The 20,559-nt window shown below is 58.7% G+C and carries 17 protein-coding genes and 1 pseudogene; 17 read left to right on the plus strand and 1 reads right to left on the minus strand.

Features of this window, described 5'->3' with window-relative positions; genetic code table 11:
• Nucleotides 1-27: 27 nt before the first annotated feature.
• Entirely contained in the window at nucleotides 28-810 is a 783-nt protein-coding gene (map, locus tag AYR47_RS13550; protein ID WP_016975842.1) for a type I methionyl aminopeptidase, read from the minus strand.
• A gap of 387 nt (nucleotides 811-1,197) precedes the next feature.
• Here map and rpsB point away from each other — a divergent pair, with 387 nt between their 5' ends.
• The 17 genes and pseudogenes from rpsB to AYR47_RS13635 all read left to right on the plus strand — a co-directional run bounded on the left by rpsB (nucleotide 1,198) and on the right by AYR47_RS13635 (nucleotide 20,519).
• On the plus strand, nucleotides 1,198-1,935 hold the full coding sequence (rpsB, locus tag AYR47_RS13555) for a 30S ribosomal protein S2 (protein ID WP_003189158.1): 738 nt from the start codon (nucleotides 1,198-1,200) through the stop codon (nucleotides 1,933-1,935).
• A gap of 191 nt (nucleotides 1,936-2,126) precedes the next feature.
• Nucleotides 2,127-2,990 carry a translation elongation factor Ts gene (tsf, locus tag AYR47_RS13560; protein WP_038849203.1) on the plus strand — a complete coding sequence of 288 codons (864 nt, stop codon included), beginning with the start codon at nucleotides 2,127-2,129 and terminating at the stop codon, nucleotides 2,988-2,990.
• Nucleotides 2,991-3,200: 210 nt separating this feature from the next.
• Complete coding sequence (gene pyrH / locus AYR47_RS13565; protein ID WP_003189161.1) at nucleotides 3,201-3,944, plus strand: UMP kinase; 744 nt, start codon at nucleotides 3,201-3,203, stop codon at nucleotides 3,942-3,944.
• On the plus strand, nucleotides 3,941-4,498 hold the full coding sequence (gene frr, locus AYR47_RS13570) for a ribosome recycling factor (RefSeq protein ID WP_012722596.1): 558 nt from the start codon (nucleotides 3,941-3,943) through the stop codon (nucleotides 4,496-4,498). The genes pyrH and frr overlap by 4 nt, the downstream gene beginning before the upstream one ends.
• Before the next feature lie 17 nt (nucleotides 4,499-4,515).
• Complete coding sequence (gene uppS, locus AYR47_RS13575; protein ID WP_016974405.1) at nucleotides 4,516-5,271, plus strand: polyprenyl diphosphate synthase; 756 nt, start codon at nucleotides 4,516-4,518, stop codon at nucleotides 5,269-5,271.
• Nucleotides 5,272-6,078, plus strand: coding sequence for a phosphatidate cytidylyltransferase (locus AYR47_RS13580; protein ID WP_061435545.1), 807 nt, complete (start codon nucleotides 5,272-5,274; stop codon nucleotides 6,076-6,078). It abuts the gene before it with no gap.
• Nucleotides 6,075-7,265: a 1-deoxy-D-xylulose-5-phosphate reductoisomerase gene (gene ispC, locus AYR47_RS13585; RefSeq protein ID WP_061435546.1), complete on the plus strand. Its 1,191-nt coding sequence runs from the start codon at nucleotides 6,075-6,077 to the stop codon at nucleotides 7,263-7,265. Before AYR47_RS13580 ends, ispC begins: the two co-directional genes overlap by 4 nt.
• Nucleotides 7,266-7,318: 53 nt before the next feature.
• On the plus strand, nucleotides 7,319-8,671 hold the full coding sequence (rseP, locus tag AYR47_RS13590; protein WP_033902790.1) for a sigma E protease regulator RseP: 1,353 nt from the start codon (nucleotides 7,319-7,321) through the stop codon (nucleotides 8,669-8,671).
• 74 nt (nucleotides 8,672-8,745) lie between these two features.
• On the plus strand, nucleotides 8,746-11,133 hold the full coding sequence (gene bamA, locus AYR47_RS13595; protein ID WP_033902789.1) for an outer membrane protein assembly factor BamA: 2,388 nt from the start codon (nucleotides 8,746-8,748) through the stop codon (nucleotides 11,131-11,133).
• Nucleotides 11,134-11,178: 45 nt separating this feature from the next.
• On the plus strand, nucleotides 11,179-11,682 hold the full coding sequence (locus AYR47_RS13600; RefSeq protein ID WP_033902788.1) for an OmpH family outer membrane protein: 504 nt from the start codon (nucleotides 11,179-11,181) through the stop codon (nucleotides 11,680-11,682).
• 3 nt (nucleotides 11,683-11,685) lie between these two features.
• Nucleotides 11,686-12,741, plus strand: a complete 1,056-nt coding sequence (gene lpxD, locus AYR47_RS13605) for a UDP-3-O-(3-hydroxymyristoyl)glucosamine N-acyltransferase (RefSeq protein ID WP_033902787.1) — start codon at nucleotides 11,686-11,688, stop codon at nucleotides 12,739-12,741.
• Nucleotides 12,742-12,852: 111 nt separating this feature from the next.
• Nucleotides 12,853-13,293, plus strand: coding sequence for a 3-hydroxyacyl-ACP dehydratase FabZ (fabZ, locus tag AYR47_RS13610; RefSeq protein WP_016976866.1), 441 nt, complete (start codon nucleotides 12,853-12,855; stop codon nucleotides 13,291-13,293).
• Entirely contained in the window at nucleotides 13,290-14,066 is a 777-nt protein-coding gene (gene lpxA / locus AYR47_RS13615; protein ID WP_061435547.1) for an acyl-ACP--UDP-N-acetylglucosamine O-acyltransferase, read from the plus strand. The genes fabZ and lpxA overlap by 4 nt, the downstream gene beginning before the upstream one ends.
• Before the next feature lie 2 nt (nucleotides 14,067-14,068).
• A complete protein-coding gene (gene lpxB / locus AYR47_RS13620; protein ID WP_033902785.1) occupies nucleotides 14,069-15,208 on the plus strand; it encodes a lipid-A-disaccharide synthase in 1,140 nt (379 codons plus the stop codon).
• The gene (gene rnhB / locus AYR47_RS13625; RefSeq protein ID WP_033902784.1) at nucleotides 15,205-15,837 is read left to right on the plus strand and encodes a ribonuclease HII; all 633 of its coding nucleotides are present in this window, start codon (nucleotides 15,205-15,207) and stop codon (nucleotides 15,835-15,837) included. The genes lpxB and rnhB overlap by 4 nt, the downstream gene beginning before the upstream one ends.
• A 73-nt stretch (nucleotides 15,838-15,910) precedes the next feature.
• Nucleotides 15,911-19,433, plus strand: a pseudogene (gene dnaE, locus AYR47_RS13630) (DNA polymerase III subunit alpha).
• Nucleotides 19,434-19,571: 138 nt separating this feature from the next.
• A complete protein-coding gene (locus tag AYR47_RS13635; protein ID WP_016976871.1) occupies nucleotides 19,572-20,519 on the plus strand; it encodes an acetyl-CoA carboxylase carboxyltransferase subunit alpha in 948 nt (315 codons plus the stop codon).
• Nucleotides 20,520-20,559 lie beyond the last annotated feature (40 nt).

A 20,559-nucleotide genomic window follows, 5' to 3' on the forward strand; every position in this document is an offset into this window, starting at 1 on the left:
AGGGTTGCGGGAAAACCGAAGCAATCATCACGCCGAAACGCGTGGAATGGTGTCGTCAGCGCGCAGGGTGAAGATCTCGTAGCCGGTCTCGGTGACCAGCAGGGTGTGTTCCCACTGGGCCGAGAGCTTGCGGTCCTTGGTGATAGCGGTCCAGCCGTCGCCCAGCACCTTGGTGTCGGCCTTGCCCTGGTTGATCATCGGCTCGATGGTGAAGGTCATGCCCGCCTTGAGCTCCATGCCGGTGCCAGCGCGGCCGTAGTGCAGGATCTGCGGCTCTTCGTGGAACACGGTGCCGATACCGTGGCCGCAGAATTCGCGCACCACCGAGAAGCCGTTCTTTTCCGCGTGCTTCTGGATCACTTCACCGATGTCGCCCAGGCGGCAGCCAGGCTTGACGATTTCGATGGCCTTGTACATGCATTCCTGGGTGACCTGGGACAGGCGCTCGGCCCAGACTGGCACATTGCCGACATGGAACATGCGGCTGGTGTCGCCGAAGTAACGGTCCTTGATCACGGTGACGTCAATGTTCAGGGTGTCGCCGTCCTTCAATGGCTTGTCGCCTGGAATCCCGTGGCAGACCACGTGGTTGACCGAGGTGCAGATCGACTTGGGGAAGCCTTTGTAGTTCAGCGGCGCAGGGATGGCGCCCTGCACGTTGACTATATAGTCGTGGCAGATCTGGTTCAGGGTTTCGGTGGTGACGCCGGGCTTGACGTGTTCGGCGATCATTTCCAGCACGTCGGCAGCCAGTTTGCCGGCGATGCGCATGCCAGCGATGTCTTCGGCGGTTTTCAAGCTAACGGTCATACAGGCTCTCTCTAGCGCGACGCGCTGAAATCAATACGGTTTACGGGCGTGCGACAAAAGGTTGCAGAGTTCGCACAAGCCATAGAAAACGCGATTCTAACAGACGATGGCCTCAAATCATGAGCCTCTGATGATCGCTTCTCTCTATAAGGTAGGGCTATGTCGGCTCTATTCAAGGGGTTACACGAAAGCGCGCAGCGGCAAATGTGATTGCGTATTCCGTTTTTGCCGATGCTGTGGTATAAAATGCGCCGCTTTCCGGGGATACCTCGTAAAGCTTAAATCCACACACGTGTCGACACGATGACCTGGGTGCCGGAGGCCTTGATGCCGCTGGTTGGTCATTGGGATACGTGGAGGCCAAACCCGACTTATTAAGGAACTATCATGTCCCAAGTCAACATGCGCGATATGCTGAAGGCCGGTGTGCACTTCGGTCACCAGACCCGTTACTGGAACCCGAAAATGGGTAAATACATTTTCGGCGCGCGTAACAAGATCCACATTATCAACCTTGAAAAAACCCTGCCAATGTTCAACGAAGCTCTGACTTTCGTAGAGCGCCTGGCCCAGGGCAAAAACAAGATTCTGTTCGTCGGCACCAAGCGTTCCGCTGGCAAGATCGTTGCTGAAGAAGCAGCACGTTGCGGTTCGCCGTACGTCGATCACCGCTGGTTGGGCGGCATGCTGACCAACTTCAAAACCATCCGTGCTTCCATCAAGCGTCTGCGTGACCTTGAAGTGCAAGCCGAAGACGGTACTTTCGCCAAGCTGACCAAGAAAGAAGCGCTGATGCGCTCCCGTGACCTGGAAAAGCTCGATCGTTCTCTGGGTGGTATCAAGGACATGGGCGGTCTGCCTGACGCACTGTTCGTTATCGACGTTGATCACGAGCGCATCGCGATCACCGAAGCCAACAAGCTGGGCATCCCTGTTATCGGCGTAGTCGATACCAACAGCAGCCCGGAAGGCGTTGACTACATCATCCCAGGCAACGATGACGCAATCCGCGCTATCCAGCTGTACATGGGTTCGATGGCTGACGCTGTAATCCGTGGTCGCAACCACGTTGCTGGTGGTACCGAGCAGTTCGTTGAAGAAGCTCCGGTAGCTGCCGCTGAGTAATTAGCGCCCTGGCGTTGACTCAGTAAGCAAAAAGGGGGCTTGGCCCCCTTTTTGCCACCTCGAAAACCGTTTGTCGGTAACGCAGCTACATCATTTGTAACGTGCAGTGGCCTACAACGGAGATTCGGGAAGAATTGATCGCCCGTTTGATCGGGTGGAATGGTTGAAAACCTATCCAAGAGGATTTTGAAATGGCAGAGATTACTGCAGCGTTGGTTAAAGAACTGCGTGAGCGTACCGGCGAAGGCATGATGGATTGCAAAAAGGCCTTGACCAAGGCCGGCGGCGACATCGAAAAAGCCATCGACGACATGCGTGCCTCGGGCGCCATCAAGGCCGCCAAGAAAGCCGGCAACGTCGCTGCTGAAGGCGCTATCGCTCTGGTTGAAGACGGTAAAGCTGCTGTTCTGCTGGAAGTGAACTCGCAGACCGACTTCCTGGCCCTGCAAGATGACTTCAAGGCATTCGTTGCTGCCAGCGTCAAGAAAGCATTCGACGACAAGCTGACTACCGTTGAGCCGCTGATCGAAGCTCAAGAAGCTGATCGCCTGGTACTGGTCGGCAAGGTTGGCGAAAACGTCAATATCCGTCGCCTGACTCGCGTTGAAGGTGATGTGGTGGGTGGTTACCTGCACGGCAACAAGATCGGTGTAGCCGTTGTTCTGAAAGGCGGCGACGTTGAGCTGGCCAAAGACATCGCTATGCACGTTGCTGCAAGCAACCCAGAATTCCTGCTGCCTTCGGAAGTTTCTGACGAAGCGATCGAGCGTGAAAAAGCTGTGTTCCTGAGCCTGAACGCCGACAAGATCGCCGGCAAGCCAGAAAACATCGTTGAAAACATGATCAAAGGCCGTATCAGCAAGTTCCTGGCTGAAGCGAGCCTGGTTGAGCAGGCGTTCGTCAAGAACCCTGAAATCAAGGTTGGCGAACTGGCTAAGAAAGCCGGTGCTGAAATCGTTTCCTTCACTTACTACAAAGTAGGCGAAGGCATCGAGAAGCCGGTCGACAACTTCGCTGAAGAAGTTGCTGCCCAGCTGGCTGCCGCCAAGCAATAAGACAGTTTTCAACTGTCGCCCGAAAGAGGCTGCCCGCTCACGCGCGCAGCCTCTTTTCAAATGGGAAGGCCGATTTTAATTGGCCTCCCTTCGGAACTGGCTTACAAAGCCGTGTTCCGATGGCGCTGTAGCAGCGTCCAGCTAGAGTGAACGCAAGCCGTAAACGGCTCGCCAAGAATTTTTAAAAATACGCCGCAGGAGAGATTCGCAATGGCTCAGCAGGGCAGTGGTTATCAGGCTCGCTATAAACGCATTCTACTCAAGCTTAGCGGCGAGGCCCTGATGGGCTCGGAAGAGTTCGGGATCGATCCCAAGGTGCTCGACCGCATGGCGTTGGAAGTCGGCCAGCTGGTCGGTATCGGCGTACAAGTCGGTCTGGTGATTGGCGGTGGCAACCTGTTCCGCGGTGCGGCACTGAGCGCCGCCGGCATGGATCGGGTCACTGGCGACCACATGGGCATGCTGGCCACTGTGATGAACGCCCTGGCCATGCGTGACGCCCTGGAGCGTGCCAACATCTCGGCTATCGTGATGTCGGCTATTTCCATGGTCGGCGTGACCGATCACTATGACCGTCGCAAAGCCATGCGCCACCTGAATTCCAAGGAAGTGGTGATCTTCGCTGCTGGTACGGGCAACCCGTTCTTCACCACCGACTCCGCAGCCTGCCTGCGCGCTATCGAAATCGACGCTGACGTGGTGCTGAAGGCGACCAAGGTGGATGGCGTGTACACTGCCGATCCATTCAAAGACCCGCATGCCGAGAAGTTCGATCATCTGACCTACGATGAAGTGCTGGATCGCAAGCTGGGCGTGATGGACCTGACGGCTATTTGCCTGTGCCGCGACCACAAGATGCCGCTGCGCGTATTTAACATGAACAAGCCCGGCGCCCTGCTGAATATCGTACACGGCGGCGCAGAAGGGACTCTGATCGAGGAAGGCCAACAATGATCAACGAAATCAAGAAAGACGCCCAGGCGCGTATGCAGAAATCCCTGGAATCCCTGAGCCATGCATTCGGCCAGATCCGTACCGGCAAGGCGCACCCAAGCATCCTGGGCAGCGTGATGGTGCCTTACTACGGTTCCGATACCCCGATCAGCAGCGTCGCCAACATTACCGTTAAAGACTCGCGCACCCTGCAAGTCGTCGCGTTCGAGCGCAACATGCTGGGTGCTGTCGACAAGGCCATCCAGAGCGCCGGTTTGAACCTCAACCCGACCAACCTGGGTGAGTTGCTGTTGATCTCCATGCCCGCCCTGACTGAAGAAACCCGCAAGGGCTTCACCAAGCAGGCACGCAGCGCAGCCGAAGACGCCCGTGTTGCCGTGCGCAACATTCGTCGCGATGCCCTGGGTGACCTGAAGAAACTGGTCAAGGACAAGGAAATCAGCGAAGACGAAGAGCGTCGTGCCACCGCTGATATCGACAAGCTGACCAAAGATGCCGAGGCCCAGATCACCAAGGCCACGGAAGAAAAAGAAAAGGACCTGATGGCCGTATAAGGGGTCAGGACGCCTTCATGGAAAAGACCAAGCAGACTGTACCCTCTGTGGTGCCGCGCCATGTCGCGATCATCATGGATGGGAATAATCGCTGGGCGAAGAAACGCTTTATGCCGGGTGTTGCCGGGCATAAAGCGGGTGTCGATGCGGTAAGGGCTGTGATTGAGGTGTGCGCCGAAGCCAAGGTCGAGGTGCTGACCTTGTTCGCCTTCTCCAGTGAGAACTGGCAACGGCCCGCCGAAGAAGTCAGCGCCTTGATGGACCTGTTCTTCAAGGCCTTGCGTCGTGAAGCCAAGCGCCTCAACGACAACAACATCAGCCTGCGCATCATCGGCGATCGCTCGCGCTTTCATCCCGAACTGCAAGCCGCCATGCGCGAAGCCGAGGCCATTACGGCCGGGGCCAATCGATTTGTGCTACAGATCGCAGCCAACTACGGTGGCCAGTGGGATATCGCCCAGGCTGCACAGCGTCTGGCGCGTGAAGTGCAGGCCGGTCATCTACGGCCGGACGACATCACCCCCGAACTCTTGCAAACCTGCCTGGTGACTGGCGATCTGCCGTTGCCTGACTTGTGCATCCGTACCGGTGGCGAGCACCGCATCAGCAATTTCCTGCTGTGGCAGCTGGCGTACACCGAGCTGTACTTCTCCGACCTGTTCTGGCCGGACTTCAAACACGATGCCATGCGCAATGCGCTGGCCGATTTCGCTTCCCGTCAGCGTCGCTTCGGTAAAACGAGCGAGCAGATCGAAGCTGGAGCCCGGGTTTAAATGCTTAAACAACGAATCATCACAGCACTGATCCTGTTGCCGATCGCCTTGTGTGGGTTTTTCCTGCTCGACGGTTCCGCCTTTGCGCTGTTTATCGGTCTGGTCGTCACCCTGGGTGCCTGGGAGTGGGCGCGTCTGGCGGGTTTCAGCGCGCAATTGCCGCGTGTCGTGTATGCCGCTGTCGTAGCTGCCTTGGCGTTCCTCTTGTACATCCTGCCGGACCTAGCGCCTTGGGTGTTGGGGGCGGCCTTGTTGTGGTGGGCGCTGGCGACATTCCTGGTGCTGACCTTTCCACGCACCAGCGGCAAGTGGTCAAGTGTGGCCTGCAAGTTGGTGATTGGCTTGTTGATTCTGTTGCCGGCCTGGCAAGGGTTGGTGGAGATCAAGCGTTATCCAATGGGTAACTGGCTGATCCTGGCGGTCATGGTGCTGGTCTGGGGCGCTGATATCGGTGCGTACTTCTCAGGCCGGGCCTTCGGCAAGCGCAAGCTGGCGCCGGCGGTCAGTCCAGGCAAGAGCTGGGAGGGCGTGTATGGCGGCCTGGCGTTGACGCTGGTGATCGCGCTGGTCGTCGGTGTTGTGCGTGGCTGGTCGGTGAAAGAGATTTTCCTGGCGCTGCTGGCCACTGCCATCGTCGTGTTCATCTCGGTCGTGGGCGATCTCACCGAAAGCATGTTCAAGCGTCAGGCCGGGATCAAGGACAGCAGTAACCTGCTGCCGGGTCACGGCGGCGTGCTGGACCGTATCGACAGCCTGACCGCTGCCATCCCGATCTTCGCAGTACTCTTGTGGATGACCGCTTCGTGAGCCGCCTGCAGCAAGTCACCGTGCTGGGTGCAACCGGTTCGGTGGGGCTGAGCACCCTCGATGTTATTGCTCGTCATCCTGATCGCTACCAGGTCTTTGCCCTGACCGGTTTTACCCGTTTGAGCGAATTGCTGGCCTTGTGCGTGCGTCATGCGCCGCGTTTCGCCGTGGTGCCTGAGGCGGCGGCGGCTCGTGGGCTGCAGGACGATCTGCGGGCTGCCGGGCTGTCCACTCAAGTGTTGGTGGGTGAGGAGGGGCTGTGTCAGGTCTCGGCCGATGCTGAAGTCGATACTGTCGTCGCCGCCATTGTGGGTGCTGCGGGCCTGCGTCCGACCTTGGCTGCAGTGGATGCTGGCAAGAAGATCCTGCTGGCCAATAAAGAAGCGCTGGTTATGTCCGGTGCGCTCTTTATGCAGGCGGTGCGCAAGAGCGGTGCCGTGTTGTTGCCGCTGGACAGCGAACACAATGCAATCTTCCAGTGCATGCCCGGCGATTATGCCCGTGGCCTGAGCCAGGTGGGTGTGCGTCGGATTCTGCTGACGGCTTCCGGTGGCCCGTTCCGACAAACCCCGCTGGCTGAACTGGAGCACGTATCGCCCGACCAGGCGTGCGCTCATCCGAACTGGTCCATGGGGCGCAAGATCTCCGTGGATTCGGCGAGCATGATGAACAAAGGCCTGGAGCTGATCGAGGCGTGCTGGTTGTTCGATGCGCGTCCGGATCAGGTCGAGGTGGTGATTCACCCACAAAGTGTGATTCATTCCCTGGTCGACTACGTCGACGGTTCGGTCCTGGCGCAGTTGGGCAACCCTGATATGCGCACGCCGATTGCCAACGCCCTGGCCTGGCCGGAGCGGATCGACTCGGGCGTAGCACCTTTGGACCTGTTTGCCGTGGCCCGCCTGGATTTCGAGGCGCCGGACGAACAACGCTTCCCTTGCCTACGCCTGGCGCGGCAGGCGGCTGAAGCGGGTAACAGCGCGCCGGCGATGCTCAACGCGGCCAACGAAGTGGCTGTGGCAGCGTTTCTCGAACGGCGCATCCGCTTTCCGCAGATCGCGAGTATCATCGAGGACGTCCTGGCGCTTGAGCCTGTCGTCGCGGTGAATGAGCTTGGGGCCGTCTTCGAGGCCGATACCAAGGCTCGGGCCCTGGCAGAACAATGGTTGAGCCGCAACGCGCGTTAGTCTGCAGGCAGATTTGAGTCTTCAGGCACTGGATTGGAATGCGGAGAAATTAGATGAGTGCGCTTTACATGATTGTCGGCACCCTGGTTGCTCTGGGTGTGCTGGTTACCTTCCACGAATTCGGCCACTTCTGGGTGGCGCGTCGTTGCGGCGTCAAGGTACTGCGCTTTTCCGTCGGTTTCGGCATGCCGCTGGTGCGCTGGCACGACCGTCGTGGCACCGAGTTCGTGATTGCAGCCATTCCGCTGGGTGGCTACGTCAAGATGCTCGATGAGCGCGAAGGCGAAGTGCCGGCAGATCAGTTGGATCAGTCTTTCAATCGCAAGACCGTTCGTCAGCGTATCGCCATTGTCGCCGCCGGCCCGATCGCCAACTTCCTGTTGGCGATGGTGTTCTTCTGGGTGTTGGCCATGCTGGGCAGCCAGCAGGTGCGTCCGGTCATTGGTGCGGTCGAGTCGGACAGTATTGCCGCCAAGGCTGGATTGGTTGCCGGGCAGGAAATTGTTTCCATTGATGGCGAACCCACCACGGGCTGGGGCGCGGTCAATTTGCAGTTGGTGCGTCGCCTCGGTGAAAGCGGCATCGTCAATGTGGTGGTGCGCGAGCAGGATTCCACCAGTGAAACCCCGCGTGAGCTGGCCCTCGATCATTGGCTCAAGGGCGCTGATGAGCCTGATCCGATCAAGTCCCTGGGCATACGCCCATGGCGTCCGGCCTTGCCGCCGGTCCTCGCTGAGCTGGACCCGAAAGGTCCGGCCCAGGCTGCCGGCCTGAAAACCGGTGATCGCCTGTTGGCCCTTGACGGGCAGGTGCTGGGTGACTGGCAGCAGGTGGTCGATCTGGTTCGTGTACGTCCTGATACTAAAATTGTGCTGAAAGTTGAGCGCGACGGTGCTCAAATCGACGTCCCGGTGACCTTGTCGGTCCGTGGGGAAGCCAAGGCTGCTGGGGGTTACCTGGGTGCCGGGGTCAAGGCTGTCGACTGGCCGCCATCGATGGTGCGCGAGGTGAGCTACGGGCCGTTGGCAGCGATTGGTGAAGGTGCAAAACGCACTTGGACCATGAGTGTGCTGACCCTGGAATCCCTCAAGAAAATGTTGTTCGGCGAGCTCTCGGTAAAAAACTTGAGTGGACCGATAACCATTGCTAAAGTGGCGGGCGCTTCTGCCCAGTCGGGTGTCGCGGATTTCCTGAATTTCCTGGCTTATCTGAGTATTAGCCTGGGTGTTCTGAATTTGTTGCCCATTCCTGTACTGGATGGGGGGCATCTGTTGTTTTATCTGGTCGAGTGGGTGCGTGGTCGCCCCTTGTCGGATCGGGTGCAGGGTTGGGGGATACAGATCGGTATCAGTTTGGTGGTCGGGGTGATGTTATTAGCCTTGGTCAACGATCTGGGTCGACTGTAACGCTTCGCTGAATTGCGAATCTGCCGCATTTTGCGGCAGTTTGTTTATTGCCAGTTGGAATAAGAAAGGACTTCATGAAACGTCTGCTGCTAACTGCGGTTCTCACCGTATTGATGATCGCCGAAGTTCACGCCGAGTCCTTCACCATCTCCGATATTCGCGTCAACGGCCTCCAGCGGGTTTCCGCGGGTAGCGTCTTTGGTGCATTACCGTTGAACGTCGGTGAACAGGCTGATGACCGTCGCCTGGTGGAATCCACTCGTGCGCTGTTCAAAACCGGTTTCTTTCAAGACATCCAACTGGGTCGCGAAGGCAACGTCCTGGTCATCACCGTGGTCGAGCGACCTTCCGTCGCCAGTATCGAGATCGAAGGCAACAAGGCGATCTCTACTGAAGATCTGATGAAAGGTCTCAAGCAATCCGGCCTGGCCGAAGGCGAGATCTTCCAGCGCGCCACCCTTGAAGGTGTGCGTAACGAACTGCAACGCCAGTACGTTGCCCAGGGTCGCTATTCCGCGACCGTGGAAACGGAAGTGGTGCCGCAACCTCGTAACCGTGTCGGCCTCAAGGTCAACATCAACGAAGGCACCGTGGCGGCGATCCAGCACATCAACGTGGTGGGCAATACCAAGTTCGCTGATGAAGACCTGATCGACCTGTTCGAACTCAAGACCACCAACTGGTTGTCGTTCTTCAAGAACGATGACAAGTACGCCCGCGAAAAGCTGTCCGGTGACCTGGAACGCCTGCGTTCCTACTACCTGGACCGTGGTTATATCAACATGGATATCGCTTCGACCCAGGTGTCCATCACCCCGGACAAGAAGCACGTCTACATCACCGTCAACGTCAACGAAGGCGAGAAGTACAAGGTTCGTGACGTGAAGCTGAGCGGCGACCTGAAAGTGCCTGAAGACCAGGTCAAGGCGCTGTTGCTGGTGCAGAAGGACCAAGTGTTCTCGCGCAAGCTGATGACCACCACTTCCGAGCTGATCACCCGTCGCCTGGGTAACGAAGGCTACACCTTCGCCAACGTCAACGGCGTGCCGACGCCCCATGATGATGACCACACCGTGGACATCACCTTTGTGGTCGATCCAGGCAAGCGTGCCTACGTGAACCGTATCAACTTCCGTGGCAACACCAAGTCTGCGGACGAAGTGCTGCGTCGTGAAATGCGCCAAATGGAAGGTGGCTGGGCATCGACTTACCTGATCGACCAGTCCAAGACCCGTCTTGAACGCCTGGGCTTCTTCAAGGAAGTCAACGTCGAAACCCCGGCCGTACCGGGTGTGGATGACCAGGTTGACGTGAACTACGCCGTGGAAGAGCAAGCATCGGGTTCCATCACCGCCAGCGTCGGCTTCGCACAGAGTGCCGGTCTGATCCTCGGTGGTTCGATCACCCAGAACAACTTCCTGGGTACCGGTAACCGTGTTTCCATCGGCCTGACCCGAAGCGAATACCAGAGCCGATACAACTTCGGTTATACCGACCCCTACTGGACTGCTGATGGTGTGAGCCTGGGCTACAACGCCTTCTACCGCACCACCGACTACAAAGACCTCGACGTTGACGTTGCAAGCTATGCGATCGACAGCCTCGGCGCCGGTGTCAACGTGGGCTATCCGATCAGCGAGACTTCGCGTCTGACGTTCGGTTTGACCGCGCAACAGGATGAGATCAAGACCGGTGTGTACACCGTGGACGAGATCTTCGACTTTACCCGTCGTGAAGGTGACAAGTTCCTGAACTTCAAGGCGTCTGCCGGCTGGTCCGAGTCGACCCTGAACAAAGGTGTACTGGCAACCCGTGGTCACTCCCAGAGCCTCACCCTGGAAACCACCACGCCGGGCAGCGACCTGTCGTTCTTCAAACTCGACTACCGTGGCCAGTTGTTCACGCCGTTGAGCGACAATTACACCATGCGCCTGCACACTGAACTGGGTTATGGCGATGGTTATGGCTCCACCAATGGTCTACCGTTCTACGAGAACTACTACGCGGGTGGCTTCAACTCCGTGCGTGGTTTCAAAGACAGCACCTTGGGCCCTCGTGGTACTCCAAGCCGTGGTGTTGGCGTAACCGGTAACCAGGGCACTGTGGTTGACTCGGACAATGACCCACTGCCGTTTGGTGGTAACGTTCTGATCCAGGGCGGTGCGGAAATCCTGTTCCCGCTGCCGTTTGTGAAAGATCAGCGTTCCCTGCGGACTTCGGTCTTCTGGGACGTGGGTAACGTGTTCGACTCCAAGTGCGAGCAGATCACCAACCCGAGCGGTGTGAAGTCCAAGACCGAGTGCAACGACGTGAGCCTCAGTAATCTGGCAAGCTCCGTGGGTGTGGGTGTGACCTGGGTGACCGCGCTGGGCCCATTGAGCTTTGCTCTGGCCATGCCGATCAAGAAACCGGATAACGCTGAAACCCAGATTTTCCAATTCTCCCTCGGCCAGACGTTCTAAGCGTCTGACCCAAGATAACGACAACGGATTCTGTAGGAGTGCATCGTGCGTAAGTTGACTCAATTGGTTCTGCTGGCAACCGTGCTGGTAGCGACCCCGGCCTTCGCCGAAATGAAAATCGCTGTCCTGAACTATCAGATGGCCCTGCTGGAGTCCGATGCGGCCAAGCGTTATGCCGTGGATGCCGAGAAAAAGTTCGGCCCACAACTGACCAAGCTCAAGACTCTGGAAAGCAGCGCTAAAGGTATCCAGGATCGTCTGGTTGCCGGTGGCGACAAGATGCAGCAAGGCGAGCGCGAGCGTCTGGAGCTTGAATTCAAGCAAAAAGCCCGTGACTACCAGTTCCAGTCCAAAGAACTGAACGAAGCCAAGGCTGTTGCTGACCGTGAAATGCTGAAACAACTGAAGCCGAAACTCGACAGCGCTGTAGAAGAAGTCATCAAGAAAGGTGCCTTTGACCTGGTGTTCGAGCGTGGCGCTGTGATCGACGTCAAGCCTCAATACGACATCACCCGTCAGGTGATCGAGCGCATGAACCAGCTGAAGTAAGCCATGACCGCGACTATCAAGCTCGGCGAGTTGGCCGAGTTCCTGGGAGCCACCTTGCGTGGCTCCCCGGAGAAAGAAATCACTGGGCTAGCCACCTTGCAGGAGGCTGGCCCAGCTCAGTTGAGCTTCCTCGCAAACCCCCAATACCGTAAATACCTGGTCGATAGCCAAGCTGCAGCCGTGTTGCTGAAAGCCGCTGACGCCGAAGGGTTTGCCGGGGATGCGCTGGTGGTGCCTGACCCGTATCTGGCCTATGCGCGGGTGTCGCACCTGTTCGATCCGAAACCCAAGGCTGCTGCCGGTATTCATCCGTCTGCGGTCATTGCCGAGGATGCCCAGGTTGATCCTGCGGCCAGCATCGGCGCCTTTGCGGTGATCGAGAGTGGGGCACGCATTGCGGCCGATGTCACGGTTGGTGCCCACTGCTTTATCGGCGCGCGCTGCCAAATCGGCGCCGGCGGTTGGCTGGCGCCGCGCGTGACCCTGTACCACGATGTGCGTATCGGTGAGCGTGTAGTCATCCAGTCGGGTGCCGTGATTGGCGGTGAAGGTTTCGGCTTTGCCAACGCCAAGGGCATCTGGAACAAGATCGCCCAGGTCGGCGGTGTGCTGATCGGTGACGACGTGGAAATCGGCGTGAACACGGCTGTCGATCGCGGGGCCCTGGCCGATACCGTGATTGGCAATGGCGTGAAGCTCGACAACCAGATCCAGATCGCCCATAACGTGCAGATTGGCGATCACACCGCCATGGCGGCCTGCGTGGGTATCTCCGGCAGCACCAAGATCGGCAAGCATTGCATGCTCGCCGGTGGCGTTGGGCTGGTAGGGCATATCGATATTTGCGACAACGTCTTCATCACCGGCATGACCATGGTCACCCACTCGATCACCGAGCCAGGGGCCTATTCTTCCGGTACCGCCATGCAGCCTGCGGCTGAATGGCGCAAGAGTGCAGCACGGTTGAGGCAGCTCGACGACATGGCTCGACGTCTCAAACAGCTGGAAAAGCGTGTTGGGGACGTGACCCCTGGCGGTAATGCTTCATCAGAAGGCTGATACCATTTCCATATCAAGTGTGCACAGCCGCTAGACTGCCTCCTTGATTTGCTAGCGGGGCGTGCGTTTAGTTCGCCCGCCCCCAATCTTTATTACAGGCTTCCCCCCGAAATGATGGACATCAACGAGATTCGCGAATACCTGCCTCACCGTTACCCGTTCCTGCTGGTGGATCGCGTAGTGGACCTCAACATCGAGGAAAAGCGCATTCGTGCCTACAAGAATGTCAGCATCAACGAACCGTTCTTCAACGGTCACTTTCCCGCGCATCCCATCATGCCGGGTGTGTTGATCATCGAAGCGATGGCCCAGGCTGCCGGTATCCTTGGTTTCAAAATGCTCGACCTCAAGCCTGCCGACGGCACGCTTTACTATTTCGTGGGCTCCGACAAGTTGCGTTTCCGCAACCCGGTTACCCCGGGTGACCAGTTGATCCTGGAAGCCAAGTTCATCAGCTGCAAGCGCCAGATCTGGAAGTTCGAATGCCAGGCTTCGGTGGACGGCAAGCCGGTATGCTCCGCCGAGATCATCTGCGCGGAACGCAAACTATGAGTTTGATTGACCCTCGCGCAATCATCGATCCGTCGGCCGTTCTGGCCGCCGACGTTGAGGTCGGCCCCTGGTCGATCATCGGCGCAGGTGTGGAAATCGGCGAGGGGACTGTCATCGGGCCGCACGTGATCCTCAAAGGTCCGACCCGCATTGGCAAACACAATCGCATCTACCAGTTCTCGTCGATAGGCGAGGACACCCCGGACATGAAGTACAAGGGGGAAGAAACACGCCTGGTAATCGGTGACCACAACACCATCCGTGAAGGCGTGACCATTCACCGTGGTACCGTTCAGGATCGGGCCGAGACCACCCTGGGTGATCACAACCTGGTGATGGCCTATGCGCATATCGGTCACGACAGCGTCATCGGCAACCACTGCATCCTGGTCAACAACACCGCGTTGGCCGGGCATGTGCACGTTGACGATTGGGCGATTCTGTCCGGGTTCACCCTGGTCCATCAGTACTGCCATATTGGCGCCCACAGCTTTTCCGGCATGGGCACCGCCATTGGCAAGGACGTTCCGGCATTTGTCACGGTATTCGGCAACCCGGCCGAAGCGCGCAGCATGAACTTCGAAGGCATGCGCCGTCGTGGTTTCAGCGAAGACGCCATCCACGCCCTGCGCCGAGCCTACAAGGTGGTTTACCGCCAGGGGCTCACGGTTGACCAGGCGTTGACCCAACTGGTCGAGCCGGCAGCGTTGTTCCCGGAAGTCGCGGTGTTCCGTGACTCGATCCAGGCGTCGACCCGCGGCATCACCCGCTGATCATGGCCAATCTGCGTATCGCGCTGGTGGCCGGGGAAGCTTCCGGCGACATTTTGGGCGCAGGTCTTATGCGGGCCCTCAAGGCCCAGCATCCGGCGGTTGAATTCATTGGCGTCGGCGGTCCACTGATGCAGGCTGAAGGGCTCACGTCCTACTTCCCTATGGAGCGTTTGTCGGTCATGGGGCTGGTCGAAGTGCTGGGTCGCCTGCGTGAGCTGTTGGCCCGTCGCAAGCTGCTGATCCAGACCCTGATCGAAGAAAAGCCCGACGTGTTCATCGGCATCGATGCGCCGGATTTCACGCTCAATATCGAACTCAAATTACGTCAGGCCGGCATCAAGACCGTGCACTACGTCAGCCCGTCCGTGTGGGCGTGGCGGCAAAAGCGCGTGCTCAAGATCCGTGAAGGCTGTGACCTGATGCTGACGTTGCTGCCGTTCGAGGCCCGATTCTACGAAGAGAAGGGCGTGCCGGTAAGGTTTGTCGGACATACCCTGGCCGACACGATTCCGTTGCAGGCTGACCGCGCCGCCGCGCGTGCCGAACTGGGCTTGCCCGACGGCCCGTTGGTCGCGCTGATGCCTGGCAGTCGTGGTGGCGAAGTTGGCCGGCTGGCCTCGGTATTTTTTGATGCTGCCGAGCGTCTGCAAGCCTTGAAACCGGGCGTACGTTTCGTGCTGCCCTGCGCGAGCCCGCAGCGTCGTGCGCAGATCGAAACGCTGCTGGAAGGCCGCAACCTGCCGTTGACCCTGCTCGACGGCCAGTCGCACCTGGCCCTGGCAGCCTGTGATGCGGTGCTGATTGCCTCCGGCACTGCCACTCTGGAGGCCTTGCTCTACAAGCGTCCGATGGTGGTGGCCTACCGCTTGGCGCCGCTGACCTTCTGGATTCTCAAGCGCATGGTCAAAAGCCCTTACATCTCCCTGCCCAACCTGCTGGCCCAGCGCCTGTTGGTACCGGAATTGTTGCAGGACGATGCGACGCCTGAGGCCCTTGCGCAAACGCTACTACCGTTGATCGACGGCGGCGAAGAACAGACCCGTGGTTTTGACGACATCCATCGCATATTGCGCCGCGATGCCTCGAACCAGGCGGCCGACGCCGTGCTGACCTTGATCGGCCAGAAAAAGGAAAGCGTATGAACACGCAAATAGGCCTGGATTTCAGCCTGGTTGCCCAAGCCCACGAACTGGTCGCCGGTGTCGACGAAGTCGGGCGTGGGCCTTTGTGCGGTGCCGTGGTCACGGCGGCGGTGATCCTCGATCCGAACCGTCCGATCCTCGGCCTCAATGACTCGAAGAAACTCACCGAGGCGCGCCGTGAAAAGCTCTACGATGAGATCATCGAAAAAGCCTTGAGCTGGCACATCGCCCGGGCCGAAGTCGAAGAAATCGACGAGCTGAATATTCTTCACGCCACCATGCTCGCGATGCAGCGTGCGGTTGAAGGCCTGCACATCACGCCAAAAATGGCGATGATCGACGGTAACCGTTGCCCCAAGCTGGCCATGCCTTCTGAGGCAGTGGTGAAGGGCGATAGCAAGGTACCTGCCATCGCAGCCGCCTCGATCCTCGCCAAAGTCAGCCGTGATCGTGAAATGGCCGCGTTCGAATTGATCTACCCCGGCTACGGCATTGGCGGGCATAAAGGCTATCCGACGCCCGTTCATCTGGAAGCCCTGGCTCGCCTGGGGCCGACGCCGATCCATCGCCGTTCGTTCGCCCCGGTTCGCCAGGCCTACGAGCTGCGCGAGAGCCTCAACGAGGTCTAGTCGCAAGGCTGATGTTTTGCTCAAGGCCCGGTACAATCCGGGCCTTGTTGTTTTCCACGTATAAGAGATCACTATGCCGGCTTCATTCGTTCACCTACGCCTGCACACTGAATACTCCTTGGTCGACGGCCTGGTACGGATCAAACCGCTGGTCAAAACCCTGGTGGGCATGAACATGCCTGCGGTCGCGGTGACCGATCAGAACAACATGTGCTCCCTGGTCAAGTTCTACAAGAACGCCATGGGCGCCGGCATCAAGCCGATCTGCGGCGCCGATCTATGGCTGTCCAACAAAGATCCGGATAACCCGCTGAGCCGCATCAGCCTGTTGGCGATGAACGGCGTGGGTTATCGCAACCTCACCGAACTGATTTCCCGTGGTTTCATCGACGGCCAGCGCAATGGCTCGATCATCATCGAGCGCGAATGGGTCGCCGAGGCCAGCGATGGCCTGATCATGCTGTCGGCCGCCAAAGAGGGCGAAATCGGTGTCGCGCTGTTGGGCGGCAACCCGCAGGAAGCCGAAGTCTTGGCCAAGGAGTGGATGCAGGTCTTCCCTGACCGTTTCTACCTGGAAGTCCAGCGCACCAATCGCCCCAACGACGAAGAGCACCTGCACGCCGCCGTGGCCCTGGCTGACAAGTTGGGCGCGCCGCTGGTTGCCACCAACGATGTACGCTTCATCAAGAAGGAAGATTTCGAGGCCCACGAAACCCGCGTGTGCATCGGTGAAGGCCGGGCTTTGGACGACCCGCGTCGCTCGAAGAACTACAGCGAAGAGCAGTACCTCAAAAGCGCCGACGAAATGGCCGAACTGTTCAGCGACCTGCCCGAGGCCCTGGAAAACTCCGTCGAAATTGCCAAGCGTTGCAACATCGAAGTCAAGCTGGGCAAGCACTTCCTGCCCAACTTCCCGATTCCGGATGGCATGACCATCGACGAGTACTTCCGCAAAGTCTCGTTCGACGGCCTCGAAGAGCGGCTCAGCGTCCTGCTGCCCAAGGAAACCACCGAAGATTACGACGCCAAGCGCCAGGTCTACGTCGATCGGCTGAATTTCGAGCTGGATATCATCATCCAGATGGGGTTCCCCGGTTACTTCCTGATCGTAATGGACTTTATCCAGTGGGCCAAAAGCAACGGCGTGCCGGTAGGTCCGGGACGGGGGTCGGGTGCCGGTTCGCTGGTGGCTTACGTACAGAAGATTACCGACCTCGACCCGCTGGAATATGACCTGCTGTTCGAGCGCTTCCTGAACCCGGAACGGGTTTCCATGCCCGACTTCGACGTCGACTTCTGCATGGACGGCCGTGACCGCGTGATCGAGTACGTGGCCGAGAAATACGGTCGCAATGCGGTGAGCCAGATCATCACCTTCGGTTCCATGGCGGCGAAGGCTGTAATCCGTGACGTGGCGCGGGTGCAGGGCAAGTCCTACGGCTTGGCGGACCGTCTGTCGAAGATGATCCCGTTCGAAGTCGGCATGACCCTGGAAAAAGCCTACGAGCAGGAAGAAATCCTGCGCGACTTCATCAAGATCGATGAAGAAGCCGCCGAAATCTGGGACATGGCGCGCAAGCTTGAAGGCGTGGTGCGTAACGTCGGTAAACACGCCGGCGGTGTGGTGATTGCGCCTACAAAGCTCACCGACTTTTCGCCGATTTATTGCGACGAAGAAGGCGACGGCCCTGGTAACCCAGTTCGATAAGGATGATGTGGAGGCGGCCGGCCTGGTGAAGTTCGACTTCCTCGGCCTGCGGACCCTGACGATCATCGACTGGGCGCTCAAGACCATCAACCGTGACCGCGCCAAGGTCAACGAAGCGCCGCTGGATATTGCGTTTATCCCGCTGGACGACAAACCGACCTACCAGTTGCTGCAAAAGGCCGAAACCACGGCGGTGTTCCAGCTTGAGTCGCGGGGCATGAAAGAGCTGATCAAAAAGCTCAAGCCCGACTGCCTGGAAGACTTGATCGCACTGGTGGCCCTGTTCCGTCCGGGCCCGCTGCAATCGGGCATGGTGGACGACTTCATCAACCGTAAGCACGGCCGCGCCGAGCTGGCGTATCCGCACTCTGACTACCAGTATGAAGGCCTCAAGCCGGTATTGGCGCCGACTTACGGCATCATCCTGTATCAAGAACAGGTGATGCAGATCGCCCAGGTGATGGCCGGTTACACCCTGGGTGGCGCGGACATGCTGCGTCGCGCCATGGGTAAGAAAAAACCCGAGGAAATGGCCAAGCAGCGTGGCGGTTTCATTGAGGGTTGTGCAACCAACAATATCGACGCGGACCTGGCGGGTAACATTTTCGACCTGGTGGAAAAATTCGCCGGTTATGGCTTCAACAAATCCCACTCCGCCGCCTACGGCCTGGTGTCGTACCAGACTGCCTGGCTGAAGGCCCACTACCCGGCGCCATTCATGGCGGCGGTACTCTCGGCGGATATGCACAACACCGACAAGGTCGTGACCTTGATCGAAGAAGTGCGCACCATGAAGCTGCGCCTCGATGCGCCGGACGTGAACGCCTCTGAGTTCAAGTTCACGGTGAACGACGAAGGCCGCATCATTTATGGCCTGGGCGCGATCAAAGGCGTAGGCGAAAGCCCGGTGGAAGCTATCGTTGAAGCGCGTCAGAGTGGGCCGTTCGCCGACCTGTTCGACTTCTGCGCGCGGGTTGACCTCAAGCGCATTAACAAGCGTACCCTCGATGGCCTGATCCGCAGCGGCGCACTCGACCGTCTCGGCCCGTATTTCCATGATGAGCCCAAGGCTTACCAGGCGAATATCGACCGCAACCGTGCGGTGCTGCTCACCGCCATGGAAGAAGCGATCAAGGCTGCCGAACAGACCGCCCGCACCCATGACAGCGGCCATGCCGACCTGTTTGGCGGGTTGTTCGTCGAAGAAGACGCGGATGTGTACGCTAACCACCGCAAGGCCAAGGAGCTGACTCTCAAGGAGCGCCTCAAGGGTGAGAAAGACACCTTGGGCCTGTACCTTACCGGTCACCCGATTGATGAATACGAGGGTGAGATCCGCCGTTTCGCCCGTCAGCGCATCATCGACCTGAAACCTGCGCGGGATACCCAGACCGTTGCCGGCATGATCATCGCCTTGCGGGTGATGAAGAATAAAAAGGGCGACAAGATGGGCTTCATCACCCTCGATGACCGTTCGGGGCGCATCGAAGCCTCTCTGTTTGCCGATGCATTCCACTCCGCACAGTCGCTGTTGCAGACCGATGCCATGGTGGTGGTGGAGGGGGAGGTCAGCAATGATGACTTCTCCGGTGGCCTGCGCCTGCGGATCAAGCGGGTGATGAGCATGGAAGACGCGCGCACCAATCTGGCCGAAAGCCTGCGCTTGAAGGTGAAAACCGAAGCGCTCAAGGGCGATCAGCTACGCTGGTTGGGTGATTTGCTCAAGCGCCACCGTGGCGCGTGCCCGGTGACCATGGAGTACACCGGCAGTGACGCCAAGGCCATGTTGCAGTTTGGCGAGACCTGGCGAATTGATCCGGCTGATGGCTTGATTCAAGCATTGCGTGACCAGTTCGGCCGTGACAACGTCTTCCTCCAATACCGTTGACGGTCAGGCAGTCCTACATAGCCTGATCTCGACTGAACATTTAATCTCGACCTAAACGCGCCTCTCCCTTAAGGTAGGGCGCGAATAGACAACCGGCTGGCCAGGCACGCCCTGGCCGTCGACCCAAGACGGACGCTTATGAACCCGAATTTTCTTGATTTCGAACAGCCGATCGCTGACCTGCAAGCCAAGATCGAAGAGCTGCGCCTGGTCGGCAATGACAATTCGCTGAATATCGGCGATGAGATCGCTCGCCTGCAAGACAAGAGCAGCACGCTCACCGAAGACATCTTCGGCAAGCTGACCAGCTGGCAGATCGCGCGCCTGGCCCGCCACCCGCGCCGTCCGTACACCCTGGACTACATTCAGCACATCTTCACCGAGTTCGACGAGCTGCACGGCGACCGCCACTTCTCCGACGACGCGGCCATCGTGGGCGGTATTGCTCGCCTGGACGACCAGCCGGTAATGGTGATCGGTCACCAGAAAGGCCGTGAAGTGCGCGAAAAAGTGCGCCGCAACTTCGGCATGCCGCGTCCTGAAGGCTACCGCAAGGCGTGCCGCCTGATGGAAATGGCCGAACGCTTCAAGATGCCGATCCTGACCTTCATCGACACGCCGGGTGCTTACCCAGGTATCGACGCTGAAGAGCGCAACCAGAGCGAAGCGATCGCCTGGAACCTGCGCGTCATGGCCCGCCTGAAAACCCCAATCATCGCCACCGTGATTGGTGAGGGTGGTTCCGGCGGAGCACTGGCTATTGGCGTCTGTGACCAGTTGAACATGCTGCAGTATTCGACCTACGCGGTGATTTCGCCGGAAGGTTGCGCCTCGATCCTGTGGAAAACGGCCGAGAAAGCGCCGGACGCTGCCGAAGCCATGGGTATCACCGCTGATCGCCTCAAAGGTTTGGGTATCGTGGATAAAGTCATCGCCGAGCCTTTGGGCGGCGCCCACCGCGACCCGGCTGCTGCCGCCGCGACGATCCGTGCTGAACTGGGTTCGCAGCTGGCGATGCTCAAGAAGCTGGATAACGAAGCGCTGCTGGCCCGTCGTTATGAGCGTTTGATGAGCTACGGTCTGTAAGACTACGCAGGACCAAGTGTGGGAGCGGGCTTGCTCGCGA

This window comes from Pseudomonas azotoformans, assembly GCF_001579805.1.
Classification (GTDB): Bacteria; Pseudomonadota; Gammaproteobacteria; order Pseudomonadales; family Pseudomonadaceae; genus Aquipseudomonas; species Aquipseudomonas azotoformans_A.